Origin of the sequence: Alloyangia mangrovi (genome assembly GCF_002300555.2) — a bacterium.
In the GTDB taxonomy this organism is placed as follows: Bacteria; Pseudomonadota; Alphaproteobacteria; order Rhodobacterales; family Rhodobacteraceae; genus Salipiger; species Salipiger mangrovi.
In genome coordinates this window covers 36,830-51,893 of sequence record NZ_NTHN02000021.1, presented here as the reverse complement: position 1 = coordinate 51,893, position 15,064 = coordinate 36,830, and the positions used below count along the sequence as shown (strand labels likewise).

The window sequence follows — 15,064 nt, the reverse complement described above, 5'->3', positions numbered from 1 at the left end:
CTGTGGCTTAGAGGTCGAAGCTCGCGAAAACCGGCACGTGGTCCGAGGGCTTCTCCCAGCCGCGCGCGCCCCGCAGGATGCGCGAGCCGTGCCCGGCGTTCGAGATGTCCGGCGTTGCCCAGACGTGGTCGAGCCGCCGGCCCTTGTCCGCCGCATCCCAGTCCCGCGCGCGGTAGGACCACCACGAGTAGAGCAGCCCCTCGGGAATGTCCTGGCGGGTGATGTCGACCCAGCCGCCGGCATCCTGGGTCTGCGCGAGGTGCTCGACCTCGATCGGCGTGTGCGAGACAATCTTCAGCAGCTTCTTGTGGCTCCAGACGTCATCCTCGCGCGGGGCGATGTTGAGATCGCCGACGAGGATCGACTTCTCGGGCTTGTTGGCGTGGAACCAGTCGCGCATCTCGGTGAGGAAATCGAGCTTCTGCCCGAACTTCTCGTTGATCTCGCGGTCCGGCTCGTCACCGCCCGCGGGCACATAGAAGTTGTGGATAGTGACGCCGTTCTCCAGCTTGGCCGCGACGTGGCGGGCATGGCCGAGCGCCGCGAAATCCTGGTCGCCGGCGTCGAGAAGCGGCAGTTTCGACAGGATGGCGACGCCGTTGTAGCCCTTCTGCCCGCGCGCCACGACATGGGTGTAGCCAAGCGCGGCGAACTGCTCGAGCGGGATCTTGTCGACCGGGCTCTTGGTCTCCTGCAGGCAGAGCACGTCAGGCCCCTCTTCGGCGAGCAGCTTGAGGACGATGGGCTCGCGCAGGCGGACCGAGTTGATGTTCCAGGTGGCAAGGGTGAAGGACATGAGGCGGGCTCCTTTTCTGGCGCGGAAAATGTCAGCCTCCCCCGCCGGGCGCAACCCGCATCCCGCGCAACCCGCGGCTCAGAGCACCAGCACGAGGATCAGCACCGACAGGCACAGAAAGCCGATGCCCGCCAGCTCGCGGCGAGTGATGCTCTCCTTGAACACCAGCACCGAGGCCATGAGCGAGAAGATCAACTCGACCTGCCCCAGCGCCTGCACATAAGCGGCGGTCTGCAGGGTGAAGGCGGTGAACCACGACAGGCTCCCGGCCATCGAGGTGAGGCCGAGCCAGATCGCGGTGCGGCGGGCGCCCCAGACGGCAGTGATCTGGCCGGGCTCGAAAAGGCGCAGCCAGAGCGCCATGCCGAGTGCCTGCGAGAGCACCACGCAGACCAGCGTCACCCCGGCGCGCAGGAAGGGCGCATCCGAGGCAATCTCGAGCGAGGCGCCGCGGTACCCGACGCCGGAGATGGCGAAGAAGAACCCCGAGGCGATGCCGAGCGCCACCGCCCGGCTGCCCATGCGGCGCAGCCAGTTGCCCGAGAGACCGGGCGTCTCGGAAAGCAGCAGCACCCCGACAAGGCCGATGAGGATCGCCCCCCAGCCCGGCGCCGAGATGTTCTCGCCCAGCACCGCAAGACCGACGAGCGCGGTCTGGATGACCTCGGTCTTCTTGAACGTGATGCCGACGGCGAAGTTGCGCTGCCGGAACAGCGCCACGACGAAGACCGTGGCGAGGATCTGCCCCAGCGCGCCGAAGAGCGCATAGGCCCAGAAAGCGAGGTTCAGCTCCGGCCAGCCCTGCCCCGTGGCGATGAGGTAGCTCGCCACCACCAGCACGGCGGCGGGCGCCGCATAGGCAAAGCGGGCGAAAGTCGAGGAGGTTGCGGTCAGGCCACCCGTGCTCAGCACCTTGTGCAGCATGAAGCGCAAGGTCTGGAAGAAGGCGGCGCAAAGGGTGACGGCAATCCACAAATCCATGGCAGTGCCATGGCATGAGGAATGAGGATTGACCATATGTCATCAGGGAAAAACAAAGCGGGCCGGAGGTTTCCCCCCGGCCCGCCGCTGGCTCGGCCAAATTCGTTCCGGTCGAACCTGCAAATCTCTTCGAAGAGATTTGCCCGACCTCAGATCTCGCGCTTCAGCGCCTCGGCGAGATCGGTGCGCTCCCAGGAGAAGCCGCCATCCGCCTCGGGCGCCCGGCCGAAGTGGCCATAGGCCGCGGTGCGCTGGTAGATCGGCTTGTTCAGCGCCAGGTGGGTGCGGATGCCGCGCGGGGTCAGGTCCATGACCTTGGGGATCGCACGTTCGATCGCCTCGGCCGCCAGATCGCCGGTGCCATGGGTGTCGACGTAGATCGACAGCGGCTTGGCAACGCCGATGGCGTAGGAGAGCTGCACGGTGCAGCGCTCGGCGAGGCCCGCCGCCACGACGTTCTTGGCAAGATAGCGCGCTGCATAGGCTGCCGAGCGGTCGACCTTGCTCGGGTCCTTGCCCGAGAAGGCACCGCCGCCATGCGGGGCCGCGCCGCCGTAGGTGTCGACGATGATCTTGCGCCCGGTGAGGCCCGCGTCGCCGTCCGGCCCGCCGATGACGAACTTGCCGGTGGGGTTCACCCACCATTCGGTCTCGGGGCTGATCCAGCCCTCGGGCAGCGTGCTGCGGATATAGGGCTCGATGATGGCGCGGATATCGTCCGAGCTCTGGCCCTCGTCGGTGTGCTGGGTGGACAACACGATCGAGGTCACGCCGACCGGCTTGCCGCCTTCGTAGCGCACCGAGATCTGCGACTTGGCGTCCGGCCCCAGCATCGGCTCGGCCCCGGACTTGCGCGCCTCGGCGAGCCGCTTGAGCACCGCGTGCGAGTAGAGGATCGGCGCCGGCATCAGCTCGGGCGTCTCGTTGGTGGCATAGCCGAACATGATGCCCTGGTCGCCCGCGCCCTCGTCGCGGTCGCCCTGCCCGGTCACGCCCTGCGCAATATGCGCCGACTGCTCGTGCAGCAGGTTGGTCACCTCGCAGGTGGCGTGGTGGAACTTGTCCTGCTCGTAGCCGATATCCTTGATGCAGGCGCGGGCGATATCGGGGATGCGCTCCATGTACTCATGCAGCTTGTCCTGGTCGGTCAGCCCGATCTCGCCGCCGATCACCACACGGTTGGTGGTGGCGAAGGTCTCGCAGGCGACGCGGGCCAGGGGGTCCTCGGCCAGCAGCGCGTCGAGCACGGCGTCGGAAATGCGGTCGCACACCTTGTCGGGGTGCCCCTCGGAGACGGATTCCGAGGTGAAGATATAGTTCTGTCGGGACATAAGCGCTCCATTAGGTACCAGCTGTCACGCCAGGAAGCCGTTGTGACAGGGATGTGAACCTTCTCGCTACGCGGCAACGAAAGCGGCGTCAATCCGAATTGCGCCGCGAATTGCGCAGGACCGGCCGGAAGACGAGCAGCATGAGCACGGCCAGCAGCCCGAGCAGGGGCAAATCGCCGGTCCGGCTGTAGAGCGTCACGCGCAGCGGCGGCGGCAGGCGGGTATCGATGAAGCCGGCTTCACCCAGCGGCAGCGACTTCAGTACACGCCCTGCCCCGTCGATCACCGCCGAAACCCCGGTGTTGGCGGCGCGGAGCATCGGCAGCCCCTGCTCGATCGCCCGGATCCGCGCCTGCGCGAGGTGCTGGTAGGGGCCCGAGAAATTGCCGAACCAAGCATCGTTGGTGATCTGCAAAAGCAGCTCGGGCCGCGGCGCGCCGCGCAGGTCCTGCGGGAAGACCGCCTCGTAGCAGATCAGCGGCAGCGCATAACCCATCTCCCCGCCCAGATCGAGCAGCTGCGGCCCCGGCCCGGCCGAGTAGCCGCCCTCGGCCCGCGCGGCGATGCCGCTGACATTGATGTGCCGGAAGAGCTCCTTGAAAGGCATGTACTCGCCGAAGGGCACGAGATGGTGCTTGTCGTAGACCGCCTCGACCTTCGGGCCATGCGCCACCAGCGCCAGCGAATTGTAGTAGTCGAACCCCTCGCTGCGCTGGATGCCGAGCACGACGCGGGCCGGCAGAGCGGCATCGGTGATCACCCGCAGCTCGCCCTCGGCATTCTCCAGCAGCCGCGGCACCGCGGTCTCCGGCCAGACAATGAGGTCGGGGCGTGGCAGCCCCTCCTGCGACGGGGCGGCGCTGAACTCGACCTGCCGCTCGAAGAATATCGGGATATAGGCGCGGTCCCATTTCTGGGTCTGCGGCGCGTTGGGCTGGACAAGGCGGACCACCGGGCGGCCATCAAGGTCCTGCAGAGGTGGCACCATCTGCGCTCCGCCCGCAAGCAGCCCGACCACAAGGACAAGCCCCAGCCCACCCGCCCGCCAGGAACCGCCCAGCCCGCGAGCCAGCAGCGCCGCCAACGCAAGGGTGACGAGCGTCAGCCCGAAAGAGCCGGTCCAGGCCACCCATTGGATCGCACCCGTCGGCTCCCAGAGGTAGCCGACGAGCCCCCAGGGAAATCCGGTGAAGAGATAGCCCCGCGCCAGCTCGGCCAGCGCCCAGGTGACGGCAAGAGCGAAGAGCCGCGCGCGCGGCGCCTGCGCGGCGCCCCAGAAGGCGAGCCCCCAGAAAAGCGCCAGCCCGGCCGCCATGAAGACCAGCGCGAAGGGCGCCATCCAGGCGGTGACTGCGGCATCGACCTGGAACGGCTCGGTGAGCCAGTTGAGCGCCAGGCCGAAGTAACCCGTGCCGACGCCGCAGCCGATGGCGAGCGCGGCGCGCGGCGTGCGCTGCAAAGCGAAGAGCGCCATGGAGAGCACGAGCCCAGCCAGCGCCACGTACCACAGGTTCCACGGCGCCTGGCCCAAGGCCATGAGCCCGCCGCAGGCGAGCGCCGGGAGAACCGCGGCACGCCCGGTCAGCAGGCGTACGGCCCGCGCGGCAAGGGGGGCCATCATCTCGCGATGGTCTCCCGCATGTCCCGCATCGGGCCGCACCTCCGGTTCAGCCACGCCCGACCCCGGTATCGCCGCTGCTCAGCTGGGCTGCGCTCTCGGGCTTCGCCGGGGGCAGCAGCGCGGGAGAGGCGATCGGCGCGTCGGTGGTCGGGGTAGAGGGGCGCACCCGCAGCCGCTTGATGCGGCGCGGATCGGCGTCCACCACCTCGAAGTCGATGCCGTCGGGATGCGGGATCACCTCGCCGCGCGCCGGCACGTGGCCGGCGAGCATGAAGACCAGGCCGCCGAGCGTGTCGATCTCCTCCTCGTCGATCTCGTCGGGGTCGGTGAGCGCGATGCCGGTCTCGGCCTCGAATTCCTCGAGCGGGGTCTTGGCCAGCGCCAGCCAGCTGCCCGATTTCTCGCGGAAGAAGTTGCGCCCTTCCTCGGTGTCGTGCTCGTCCTCGATCTCGCCGATGACCTGTTCGATCAGATCCTCGATGGTCACCAGGCCGTCGACGCCGCCGTATTCGTCGATCACCAGCGCCATGTGCCGGCGTTCGGTCTGCATCTTGGTGAGCAGCACGCCGATCGGCATCGAGGGCGGCACGAAGAGCAGCGGGCGCAGCATCTTCTTCATGTCGAACTCCTCGCCGTGGCCGTTGAAGCCATGCAGCAGGGCAAAGTCCTTGAGGTGCACCATGCCGACGGGCGTGTCGAGCGTGCCGGAATAGACCGGCAGGCGGGTCATGCCGCTGTCGCGGAAGACCGTCACAAGCTCATCCATGGCGAGTGTGTCGGGCACGGCAACGATCTCCGCCTTGGGAATCGCCACATCCTCCACCCGCATGCGGCGGAGGTTCATCATGCCATGTACCGGTCGCTCGTAAGCGGCCACGAGACCCTGCCCCGCTTCGGCTGCAGCCTCGGTTCCGTTCACACGGCCCGAGAAGATGCGTTTGAAGAAGCCCGGAGGCCGGTCAATCTGCTCGTTTTCCTGCGCGCCATGCGCTGCATTAGACGAGTCGTCGGTGTCTCCCATCGGTCCTTTTGATCCTGTGTCTCTCAGAGGTCAGTCGAATATGGGTCCGCGATACCCATCTTGCCAAGTATTTCCGTCTCTAAATTTTCCATGAGCGTCGCATCGCCGTCTCGCACGTGATCATAGCCCAGAAGATGCAAGGTTCCATGAACAACCAGATGGGTCACGTGGTCGGCAAACGCTTTGCCCGCCTCCTGCGCCTCGCGGGCGCAGGTCTCATAGGCGATGGCGAGATCGCCGAGTTCGGTGGCAAAGGGGCCGTCCTCGCTCTCGGGCAGTTCGGGCGCCTCTCCCTCGACCCCGGCGCCGCGTTCCTCGGAGGGCCAGGAGAGCACGTTGGTCGGCATCGGCTTTTCGCGGAACTCGGCGTTCAGCTCGGTGATGCGCGCATCGTTGCAGGCCAGGACGGCGATCTCGAAGCCCTCGGGGTCGAGGCCGAGATGCACCAGCGCGGCGCGGGCCGCGGTCTCGGCAAGCTCTTCAAGCCCGGCCTCCTCCCAACGGTCGTCCTCGATGATCGTGTCGGTGAGCTGAGCCATATGTGCAAGCCGGGGGCGCTGCCCCCGGACCCCCGGGATATTTGAACCTAGAAGAAGGAGCGGGGGCCGTCAGGCCCCGCGCTCCGCGTCCTTCTCGTAGGCCTCGATGATCTTCGCCACAAGGGGGTGCCTCACCACGTCGGCGGAGGTGAAGTAGTTGAAGCTGATCTTGTCGATGTGGTTGAGCAGGCGCTCGGCGTCCTGCAGGCCCGATTGCACACCGCGCGGCAGGTCGACCTGGCTGCGGTCACCGGTGATCACCATGCGCGAGCCCTCGCCGAGGCGGGTGAGGAACATCTTCATCTGCATGGACGTGGCGTTCTGCGCCTCGTCGAGCACCACGAAGGCGTTCGACAGCGTCCGCCCGCGCATGAAGGCGAGCGGTGCGATCTCGATGGTCTTTTCCTCCATCATCTTCGCCAGCTGCTTGCCGGGCAGGAAGTCGTTCAGCGCATCGTAGAGCGGCTGCATGTAGGGATCGACCTTGTCCTTCATGTCGCCGGGTAGGTAGCCGAGCTTCTCGCCCGCCTCGACCGCCGGGCGGGAGAGGATGATCTTGTCGACCTGCCCGGTGATGAAGAGGTTCACGCCGACGGCGACGGCGAGATAGGTCTTGCCGGTGCCAGCCGGGCCAATGCCGAAGGCCAGCTCATGCTCGAAGAGCGCGCGGACATAGGCCTTCTGCGCGTCGGTGCGCGGTTCGATGAGTTTCTTGCGGGTCTTGATCTCGACCTTGCCGCCCGAGAACATCTCGAGCTGGTCGCCCGGCTCCTGTTCCTCGGGGGCGAGTCGGAACTCGCGGTCGATGTCGCCGCGGCCGACGGTGCGGCCCTGCTCCAGCCGCTGGTAAAGGGCATTGAGCACCTCGCGCGCGGCCTCCTGCGCCTCGGCCGGGCCGTGCAGCGCCAATTGGTTGCCCCGGCGCAGGATCTGCACGCCGGTTCGGGCTTCGATGTCGGTGAGGTTGCGGTCGTATTCCCCGCACAGATCGATGAGGAGGCGGTTGTCCGGGAATTCCAGGATGGCTTCGGTCAGGATGCCTGTGTTCACGCATGTCTCCTGCGCTTGAGTGCAAGGTCATCGTGCCAAGCCGCAGGGGCTCAGGTCAAGCAGCTTCGGCCCGGCACCGGGATGAAAGAAGCAAAACGGCCGCGCGGTGGGCACCGCGCGGCCGTTGGCATCGGTATGTGGGAGCCCCGTTCAGAGCGGGTCCCCGATCACCGAGGTGGCGCCTTGCTTGAAGTCGCCGGTGGCCACCGTGGGCGGGGCAATGCCAGAGCAGACCGGCTTGCCGTACTTGTCGAGACGGCGGGCGAGGTAGCCCTCGACGCCGTCGTCGGCGATCCAGTTGTCGCAGCCGTCCGGGTCGACCCAGACACCCCAGCGGATCTGCGACAGGTCGTTGCGGTCGATCAGGTTGACGTCCTGGCTCTTGTCCTCGCCGATCGGCATGTCGCAGGCGGCGAGGCTCGAGGCAGCGGCAAGCACGAGGGCGAGTTTCGCGAGTTTCATCTGGCCGGTCCCCCTCAGCGCACGCACAGGATTTCGACACGGCGGTTCTTCGCCATGCCCTCGACGGTGCTGTTGGTCGCCACCGGGTAGGTCTCTCCGTAGCCGCGCACGTCAATGACGCGGGCGCCGCTGGCATGGGCCACCGCCGCCACCGAATTGGCGCGGTTGAGGCTCAGCCGGTCATTGTAGGCGTTGCTGGCGCGGGAGTCGGTGTGGCCGACGATGATGTAGCCGAACGCGGTGGAGTCGCGGAAGAACTCCTCGAGGCGGCCGCGGCTCTGCGGGTAGATCCTGTAGCTGTCGGTGGCGAAATACTGGTCCGCCTTCAGCGTGCCGCAGATGTTGATGTCGTGGCAGACCGGGCGCCCGTCGCGGGTGACGCGCGAGACGGCATAGCCCTCGGCGCCATCATCCATGACCCAGATCTCGCAGCCATCCGGCGAGAGCGAGATGCCCGGGATATAGCGCTCCCCGCGGATGGTGCGGGTGTTCTGCGTGGAAATGAGCGGTGTGTTCAGACCGTCAGCGGCGGCTGCCGCCGGAGCAGCGATGCCGGTCAGGGCAAGCGCGGAAACCGCCGCCACCCCCAGAACGCCGCGGAGGGCCTTGGAAAAGCGTGTCGCCACAGCCTCTGTCCCTTTCGATGTTGATACCATTGGCCGCCGAACGCGGAACGATCCGCACCGGGCCAAACCCCTTACGCGACGGGAGACTAGCAGCAATTTCCACTCTGTGAAGGGGGAACTACCACATATTGTGTCCATTCAGCGATCATCGGCGACGATGAGCGCGGATTGTCGCTACGTGCAGATCAATGCTCCGCGTTTTACCGGGACCTGTGGCAAAAATACGGCGCAGCGTCGCGGTCAGACCAGCTCGCCCATCAGCGAATTTGCACCGGACTCGAGGATGCGCACCCGGCGCAGCTCGCCCACCGAGAGCCCCTCGCCCATCACGTGCACGGCGTGCAGGTAGTCGGACTTGCCGCCCATCTGCCCCGGCCGCCGGCCGGGCTTCTCGAAGAGCACGCCGACCTCGCGACCGACCATGGCATCCTGCAGCGCGCGCTGCTGGCGCAGGAGCACGGCCTGAAGGCGCTGCAGCCGGTCGTCCTTTTCCGCCTCGGAGACCTGCGGGCGCTCGGCCGCCGGGGTGCCCGGGCGCTCGGAGTACTTGAACGAGAAGGCCGAGCCGTATTGCACTGCCTCGACGAGATCGAGCGTGGCCTGGAAATCCTCTTCGGTCTCTTCCGGGAAGCCGACGATGAAATCGCCCGAAAGGTGCAGGTCGGGCCGCGCCGCGCGCAGCCGCTCGACCACCCTCAGGTAACTCTCGGCGGTGTGCTGGCGGTTCATCCGCTTGAGGATCCTGTCCGAGCCCGCCTGCACCGGCAGGTGCAAGTAGGGCATCAGCTTCTCGACCTCGGCGTGCGCCGCGATCAGCGCGTCGTCCATGTCGTTAGGGTGCGAGGTGGTGAAGCGGATGCGCTCGAGCCCATCGATCTTCGCGAGGTCCCGGATGATCCCGGCAAGGCCCTGCGCGTGACCGTGGTAGGCGTTGACGTTCTGACCCAACAGGGTGAGTTCGCGCACGCCGCGCTCGACCAGGTCACGCGCCTCGGCTAGCACGCGCTCGGCCGGGCGCGAGACCTCGGCGCCGCGGGTGTAGGGCACCACGCAGAAGGCACAGAACTTGTCGCAGCCCTCCTGCACCGTCAGGAAGGCGGTCGGGCCGCGCCTGGCCTTGGGGCGCGATGTCAGCTTCTCGAACTTGTCCTCCTCGGGAAACTCCGTGTCGAGCGCCTTCACCCCCCCGCCCGGCCTTCGCCTCAAGCTCGGGCAGGCGGTGGTAGCTCTGCGGGCCGACCACCAGGTCGACCAAGGGCTGGCGGCGCATGATCTCCCGACCCTCGGCCTGCGCCACGCAGCCGGCGACACCGATCTTCAGATCGGGCTTCTCTTCCTTGAGATGACGGAGGCGCCCCAACTCGGAGTAGACCTTCTCGGCGGCCTTCTCGCGGATGTGGCAGGTGTTGAGCAGGATCATGTCGGCGTCGTCGGGACTCTGGGTCTCGACGTAGCCCCGTCCGCCAAGCGCCTCGACCATGCGCTCGCTGTCGTAGACGTTCATCTGGCACCCGTAGGTCTTGATGAAAAGCTTCTTCGGCTCGGTCTTCGACTGGGACATGTGAGGACTCCGGTGCGGCGGTTCAGGGCGTGCGCATAGCGCAAAACCGCCCCATCTTGCAATGCAGACGCTTTTCCCCGACTGTCCGGGCAAAACGCCGGGCGAAGAGCGGATGCAGTATAGCGGGTTGGACGAGTTCCTGAAACGGCAGGCGGCGGAGCTGGGCAAGGCGCCCGGCGACCGGCCGCTGGCGATGATCTTCTGCGAGGACCAGGCCGAGGTCGACACCACCGCGCGCCACCACATGCAGCTCGGCTTCGCCCCGGTTCTGCTGTTCATGCCGCGCCACCTGGAACTGGCCGCCGACGTGGCGGAACGCGCCCATCGCATCGACTTCGATCCCCATGCGCCCGGCGCGGTGCCGCGCGCGGTCTCGCGCATGGCCGGGGCGGTGCCGGGGCACTGGATGTACTATTGCTACAACGCCGAGTTCCTCTTCTTCCCCTTCTGCGAGACCCGCAGCATCGGCGAGATGCTGGCCTTCCACGCCGAGGAACGGCGCGACGCCATGCTGACCTACGTGATCGATCTCTACGCCGGGGATCTCGGCGCGGCGCCAAGCGCGGTGTCGCTGGACGACGCCTGGCTCGACCGCTCGGGCTACTACGCGCAGGCCCGGCCCGATCCGGCGAACCACGATCACCCGAAGGAGCGGCAACTCGATTTCTTCGGCGGCTTGCGCTGGCGCTTCGACGAGCACGTGCCGAAGGAGCGCCGCAAGATCGACCGCATCGCCCTCTTCCGCGCCGGGAAAGGCCTGATGCTGCGCGACGACCACACCTTCAGCGACGAGGAATACAACACCTACGCCTGCGCCTGGCACCACAATCTAACAGCGGCGATCGCCTCTTTCCGCGCCGCCAAGGCTCTGAAGCGCAACCCTGGCTCGAGTGACGGGATCGCGACATTCCGCTGGCACAACTCGACGCGCTTCGAATGGCACTCGCAGCAACTGTTGGATCTGGGGCTGATGGAGCCGGGGCAATGGTTCTGAGCACCCCTGCCGGGGGATCAATCAAACTCCTCGGTGACAATGCGCCCCTCGTCCACACCGATGCCGCGCAGCGCCTCGGCCATGTCGTCGAGCATCGCATCCGGCCCGCAGACGTAGCAGACGTCCCGCCCCGGCGTGACCACCTCGGCCAACAATGCGCCGTCGATCTTTTCACGGTGCAGCGGGCTCGCCGCCTCGTCGGTCACCACGAAGACCGTCTTCAGCCCTGGCATGCCCTCGAAACTGTCGCGCAGGATGATGTCGGCCTCGGTCTTGTTTGAGAAGACCAGCGTGTTGCCCTCGAGCGTGCCCGCCATCTCCAGCTTCTTGCGCAGGATGGCGATGAAGGGCGTGACCCCGGCGCCGCCGGCGATGAAGACTCCGTCGCCCTTGTCTTCGATCGCGCCCCAGGGCTCTTCCACCAGCACCGTGTCGCCGGGCATCATCCGGCCGATGCGCTCGGTCACCCCGTCATGACCCTCGGCGCTCTCGGGGTAGGACTTGATGACGAATTCCAGCCGGTCCTGGCCCGGCAGCGAGGTGAAGGTGAAGGGCCGACGTTCCTCGCGCCAGCCGTCGAGGTCGAGCGCCAGGTCGATCGCCTGCCCGGGCACGAAGTCGAGCCCCTCGGGCCGGTCGAACACCAGGTGGTGCACGTCATGGGTGAGCGGTTCGATGGATTGCAGGGTCAGCTTGCGGCTCATGGGAAGCTCCTATTCCGGTTTCCCGAAAAAACGCCGCCGCCGAGTGCAGGGTTCCAGCGCGCCCCTCGAGGCCGCCGCAAGTTCTTCTAGGTTAAAATATCCCGGGGAGTCTGCCGCAGGCAGACGGGGGCCGCGCCCCCTCGCAGGTCACCGGCAGCGCTGCATTACTTCTTGCGCAGGCGGATCACCACGTCGACCGAGGCGATCTCGGCCCCGTCGGGCGCATTTGGCAGCTTCGAGATCACCAGTTCCTCCGACGGAGCGTCGGTCAGGTGCCCCTCGTCCTCCCAGAAGAAATGCGGGTGGTCGTGGGTGTTGGTGTCAAAATAGCTGCGGCTGCCGTCAACCGTGACTTCCTGGATCAGGCCGACGTCGCAGAAGGCGCGCAGCGTGTTGTAGACCGTGGCCAGCGACACGCCCTCGCCCTCGGCCTGCGCCGCGGCGTAGAGGCTCTCGGCGGTGACGTGGCGGTGCTTGCCGTCGCCCACCAGCAGCGCCGCCAGCGCGACGCGCTGCCGCGTGGGTCTGAGCCCTGCCTGGTTCAACCAGTCGCTGCCTCTCTGAATGGGGTCGCTCGTCATTGCTCAGTCCAGTGCCCTAGCTCCATGAGATGTATATAATGGTGCACAGTCGCCCTTTTCAAATGGAAATCCGAGGCTGGCATGGTCCGCGCCGCAAGGTGACGCCGCAATGCGCAGGCTTGCATGGCGCGGTTTCGCGGTGATAGAGGGGGCGCAACCTGACACAAAGAACAAAGGGGCGCGCCTGCATGGCCGATTATCCCACCAGCTTCGGCAAGGAAGATCTTCTGAAATGCGCGCGCGGCGAGCTCTTCGGACCGGGCAATGCGCAGCTTCCGGCGCCGCCCATGCTGATGATGGATCGCATCACCGAGATCTCCTCGGACGGTGGCCTGCACGGCAAGGGGCACGTGGTCGCGGAATTCGACATCACCCCCGACCTGTGGTTCTTCGACTGCCACTTCCCGGGCAACCCGATCATGCCCGGCTGCCTCGGCCTTGACGGCCTGTGGCAGCTGACCGGCTTCAACCTCGGATGGCGCGGCTGGCTGGGCCGCGGCTACGCGCTCGGCGTGGGCGAGGTGAAGCTGACCGGCATGGTGCGCCCGGATCGCAAGATGCTGACCTACAAGGTCGATTTCACCAAGGCCGTGCAGACCCGCCGTCTGACCATGGGCGTCGCCGACGGCATCGTCGAGGCGGATGGCGAAGTCATCTACCAGGTCAAAGATATGAAAGTCGCTCTTTCCGAGAGCTGAGAGGGAGGTCTCCCATGCGTCGAGTCGTCGTCACGGGACTGGGCATCGTTTCGTCCATCGGCACCAATGCCGAAGAAGTACTCGCCTCGCTGAAAGCGGGCCGCTCCGGCATCACAGCCAACGAGCAGATGAAGGAACATGGCTTCCGCAGCCAGATCGCCGGGGCCATCGACCTCGACGTGTCCGAGCACGTGGACAAGCGCACGCTGCGCTTCATGGGCCCGGGCGCGGCCTATGCGCATATCGCCATGCAACAGGCGATCGCGGACTCGGGGCTCGAGGAGTCGGACGTCGTGAACCCGCGCACCGGCCTCGTCGCCGGTTCGGGCGGCCCGTCGACCTCGGCGCTGCTGACCGCGCATCAGACCGTGCTGAGCACTGGCGCCACCAAGCGCGTCGGCCCCTTCGCGGTGCCGAAGGCGATGTGCTCGACGATCTCCGCGAACCTCTCGACCGCCTTCAAGATCAAGGGCATCAACTACTCGATCACCTCGGCCTGCTCGACCTCGCTGCACTGCATCGGCAATGCTGCCGAGCAGATCATGATGGGCAAGCAGGACGTGATGTTCGCCGGTGGCGGCGAGGAACTCGACTGGACCCTGTCGTGCCTCTTCGACGCCATGGGAGCAATGAGCTCGAAGTACAACGACACCCCCGAGAAGGCCTCGCGTGCCTTCGACGCGGGCCGCGACGGCTTCGTCATCTCGGCAGGCGGCGGCATCGTCGTGCTGGAAGAGCTGGAGCACGCCAAGGCACGCGGCGCCAAGATCTACGCGGAAGTGACCGGCTATGCCGCCACCTCCGACGGGCATGACATGGTTGCCCCCTCGGGCGAGGGCGGGGAGCGCGCCATGCGCCTCGCGCTGCAGACCCTGCCCGAGCACCGCAAGGTCGGCTATATCAACGCGCATGGCACCTCGACCCCGGTCGGCGACGTCGGCGAGATCGAGGCGGTGCGCCGCGTCTTCGGCGCGGGCAGCACGCCGCTGGTCAGCTCGACCAAGTCGATGACCGGCCACAGCCAGGGCGCGACCGGCGCGCAGGAGGCAATCTACTGCCTGCTGATGCTGCAGAACGACTTCATCGCGCCGTCGATCAACGTCGAGACGCTGGACCCTGCGCTGAAACCCGAAGAGATTGCCACGAGCCTCGTCGAGAACGCAGGGCTTGATACGGTGATGACCAACTCCTTCGGCTTCGGCGGCACCAACGGGTCGATGCTGCTGAGCAAATACCAAGAATAACAAGCGAGAGACGGACATGGGCGAGCTTCTCAAGGGCAAGCGCGGGCTGATCATGGGGGTGGCGAACGACCGCTCCATCGCGTGGGGCATCGCCAAGGCGCTGCACGAGGCGGGGGCGGAGCTTGCCTTCACCTACCAGGGCGAGGCTTTCGGCAAGCGGCTCGAGCCGCTGGCCCAGAGCGTCGGCTCGGACTTCATGGTCGACGTGGACGTCACCGACGACGCCTCGCTCGACGCGGCGTTCGAACAGCTTGGTGCCCGTTGGCCGACCATCGACTTCGTGGTGCATGCCATCGCCTTCTCGGACAAGTCCGAGCTGACCGGCCGGTTCCTCAACACCAGCCGCTCGAACTTCAAGAACTCGATGGACATCTCCTGCTACTCGTTCATCGAAGTGGCGCGCCGCGCCCACCCGCTGATGACCCCGAACGGCGGCACGCTGATCACCCTGACTTACGACGGCTCGGTCAAGGTCGTGCCGAACTACAACGTCATGGGCGTTGCCAAGGCGGCGCTGGAAGCGGCGACCCGCTATCTGGCGAACGACCTCGGCCCGGATGGCATCCGCGTCAACGCGATCTCGCCCGGCCCGATGAAGACCCTTGCCGGCGCGGCCATCGGCGGTGCGCGCAAGACCTACAAGTTTACCGAGCAGAACGCCCCGCTGCGCTCCAACGCGACGCTCGAGGCCGTAGGCGGCACCGCCGCCTACCTGGTGTCCGACGCGGGCGCCTTCACCACCGGCGAGGTCATCCACGTCGATGGCGGCTTCCACGTGCTCGGCATGCCGCAGGCCGAGAACATCTGAGGCCCCTGCCCCGGCGAGATGCAAAAAGCCCGGCCTTTCGGCCGGGC

General features: G+C 66.7%; 15 protein-coding genes, 1 pseudogene and 1 riboswitch. Of the genes and pseudogenes, 4 read left to right on the top strand and 12 right to left on the bottom strand.

Annotated features, from left to right (window positions below):
• Positions 1-7 precede the first annotated feature (7 nt).
• The 10 genes and pseudogenes from CLG85_RS12980 to miaB form a co-directional block, all read right to left on the bottom strand.
• Positions 8-796, bottom strand: coding sequence for an exodeoxyribonuclease III (locus tag CLG85_RS12980; RefSeq protein WP_095880633.1), 789 nt, complete (start codon positions 794-796; stop codon positions 8-10).
• A gap of 78 nt (positions 797-874) precedes the next feature.
• Positions 875-1,777, bottom strand: coding sequence for an EamA family transporter (locus CLG85_RS12975; RefSeq protein WP_095880634.1), 903 nt, complete (start codon positions 1,775-1,777; stop codon positions 875-877).
• A gap of 149 nt (positions 1,778-1,926) precedes the next feature.
• Positions 1,927-3,108: a methionine adenosyltransferase gene (gene metK / locus CLG85_RS12970; RefSeq protein ID WP_095880635.1), complete on the bottom strand. Its 1,182-nt coding sequence runs from the start codon at positions 3,106-3,108 to the stop codon at positions 1,927-1,929.
• Between the two features lie 3 nt (positions 3,109-3,111).
• A riboswitch (SAM-SAH riboswitch) is annotated at positions 3,112-3,160 on the bottom strand.
• A 36-nt stretch (positions 3,161-3,196) separates the two neighbouring features.
• Entirely contained in the window at positions 3,197-4,726 is a 1,530-nt protein-coding gene (gene lnt / locus CLG85_RS12965) for an apolipoprotein N-acyltransferase (protein ID WP_260349056.1), read from the bottom strand.
• A 49-nt stretch (positions 4,727-4,775) separates the two neighbouring features.
• Positions 4,776-5,750, bottom strand: coding sequence for a hemolysin family protein (locus CLG85_RS12960; RefSeq protein WP_224844095.1), 975 nt, complete (start codon positions 5,748-5,750; stop codon positions 4,776-4,778).
• A 23-nt stretch (positions 5,751-5,773) separates the two neighbouring features.
• The gene (gene ybeY / locus CLG85_RS12955; RefSeq protein WP_260349045.1) at positions 5,774-6,289 is read right to left on the bottom strand and encodes an rRNA maturation RNase YbeY; all 516 of its coding nucleotides are present in this window, start codon (positions 6,287-6,289) and stop codon (positions 5,774-5,776) included.
• A 69-nt stretch (positions 6,290-6,358) separates the two neighbouring features.
• Positions 6,359-7,339, bottom strand: a complete 981-nt coding sequence (locus CLG85_RS12950) for a PhoH family protein (protein WP_095882315.1) — start codon at positions 7,337-7,339, stop codon at positions 6,359-6,361.
• 150 nt (positions 7,340-7,489) lie between these two features.
• On the bottom strand, positions 7,490-7,801 hold the full coding sequence (locus CLG85_RS12945; RefSeq protein ID WP_095882314.1) for a hypothetical protein: 312 nt from the start codon (positions 7,799-7,801) through the stop codon (positions 7,490-7,492).
• A 14-nt stretch (positions 7,802-7,815) separates the two neighbouring features.
• On the bottom strand, positions 7,816-8,427 hold the full coding sequence (locus CLG85_RS12940) for an OmpA family protein (protein ID WP_224844100.1): 612 nt from the start codon (positions 8,425-8,427) through the stop codon (positions 7,816-7,818).
• Positions 8,428-8,667: 240 nt separating this feature from the next.
• Positions 8,668-9,988: pseudogene (miaB, locus tag CLG85_RS12935) on the bottom strand (tRNA (N6-isopentenyl adenosine(37)-C2)-methylthiotransferase MiaB).
• Positions 9,989-10,100: 112 nt separating this feature from the next.
• On the opposite strand from miaB, the gene CLG85_RS12930 reads away from it, so the two are divergent.
• A complete protein-coding gene (locus CLG85_RS12930) occupies positions 10,101-10,982 on the top strand; it encodes a hypothetical protein (RefSeq protein WP_176476592.1) in 882 nt (293 codons plus the stop codon).
• A gap of 17 nt (positions 10,983-10,999) precedes the next feature.
• Here CLG85_RS12930 and CLG85_RS12925 read toward each other — a convergent pair whose 3' ends face one another.
• Together CLG85_RS12925 and irrA are read right to left on the bottom strand one after the other, a co-directional pair.
• Positions 11,000-11,686, bottom strand: coding sequence for an FAD-binding oxidoreductase (locus CLG85_RS12925; RefSeq protein WP_095882310.1), 687 nt, complete (start codon positions 11,684-11,686; stop codon positions 11,000-11,002).
• Between the two features lie 164 nt (positions 11,687-11,850).
• The gene (gene irrA / locus CLG85_RS12920; RefSeq protein ID WP_095882309.1) at positions 11,851-12,267 is read right to left on the bottom strand and encodes an iron response transcriptional regulator IrrA; all 417 of its coding nucleotides are present in this window, start codon (positions 12,265-12,267) and stop codon (positions 11,851-11,853) included.
• Between the two features lie 188 nt (positions 12,268-12,455).
• Between irrA and fabA the strand changes: the two genes are divergently transcribed.
• Genes fabA through CLG85_RS12905 form a run of 3 tightly spaced genes read left to right on the top strand, consistent with a single transcriptional unit; the run spans position 12,456 to position 15,017 of the window.
• On the top strand, positions 12,456-12,965 hold the full coding sequence (gene fabA / locus CLG85_RS12915; RefSeq protein ID WP_095882308.1) for a bifunctional 3-hydroxydecanoyl-ACP dehydratase/trans-2-decenoyl-ACP isomerase: 510 nt from the start codon (positions 12,456-12,458) through the stop codon (positions 12,963-12,965).
• Positions 12,966-12,979: 14 nt separating this feature from the next.
• Positions 12,980-14,209, top strand: coding sequence for a beta-ketoacyl-ACP synthase I (gene fabB, locus CLG85_RS12910; RefSeq protein WP_095882307.1), 1,230 nt, complete (start codon positions 12,980-12,982; stop codon positions 14,207-14,209).
• Between the two features lie 16 nt (positions 14,210-14,225).
• On the top strand, positions 14,226-15,017 hold the full coding sequence (locus CLG85_RS12905; protein ID WP_095882306.1) for an enoyl-ACP reductase FabI: 792 nt from the start codon (positions 14,226-14,228) through the stop codon (positions 15,015-15,017).
• Positions 15,018-15,064 lie beyond the last annotated feature (47 nt).

Excerpts from the sequence above, each read along its gene's own strand:
- CLG85_RS12980 (WP_095880633.1), bottom strand. The coding sequence starts at position 796 with ATGTCCTTCACCCTTGCCACCTGGAACATCAACTCGGTCCGCCTGCGC.
- CLG85_RS12975 (WP_095880634.1), bottom strand. The coding sequence starts at position 1,777 with ATGGATTTGTGGATTGCCGTCACCCTTTGCGCCGCCTTCTTCCAGACC.
- metK (WP_095880635.1), bottom strand. The coding sequence starts at position 3,108 with ATGTCCCGACAGAACTATATCTTCACCTCGGAATCCGTCTCCGAGGGG.
- lnt (WP_260349056.1), bottom strand. The coding sequence starts at position 4,726 with ATGGCCCCCCTTGCCGCGCGGGCCGTACGCCTGCTGACCGGGCGTGCC.
- CLG85_RS12960 (WP_224844095.1), bottom strand. The coding sequence starts at position 5,750 with ATGGGAGACACCGACGACTCGTCTAATGCAGCGCATGGCGCGCAGGAA.
- ybeY (WP_260349045.1), bottom strand. The coding sequence starts at position 6,289 with ATGGCTCAGCTCACCGACACGATCATCGAGGACGACCGTTGGGAGGAG.
- CLG85_RS12945 (WP_095882314.1), bottom strand. The coding sequence starts at position 7,801 with ATGAAACTCGCGAAACTCGCCCTCGTGCTTGCCGCTGCCTCGAGCCTC.
- CLG85_RS12930 (WP_176476592.1), top strand. The coding sequence starts at position 10,101 with ATGCAGTATAGCGGGTTGGACGAGTTCCTGAAACGGCAGGCGGCGGAG.
- CLG85_RS12925 (WP_095882310.1), bottom strand. The coding sequence starts at position 11,686 with ATGAGCCGCAAGCTGACCCTGCAATCCATCGAACCGCTCACCCATGAC.
- irrA (WP_095882309.1), bottom strand. The coding sequence starts at position 12,267 with ATGACGAGCGACCCCATTCAGAGAGGCAGCGACTGGTTGAACCAGGCA.
- fabA (WP_095882308.1), top strand. The coding sequence starts at position 12,456 with ATGGCCGATTATCCCACCAGCTTCGGCAAGGAAGATCTTCTGAAATGC.
- fabB (WP_095882307.1), top strand. The coding sequence starts at position 12,980 with ATGCGTCGAGTCGTCGTCACGGGACTGGGCATCGTTTCGTCCATCGGC.
- CLG85_RS12905 (WP_095882306.1), top strand. The coding sequence starts at position 14,226 with ATGGGCGAGCTTCTCAAGGGCAAGCGCGGGCTGATCATGGGGGTGGCG.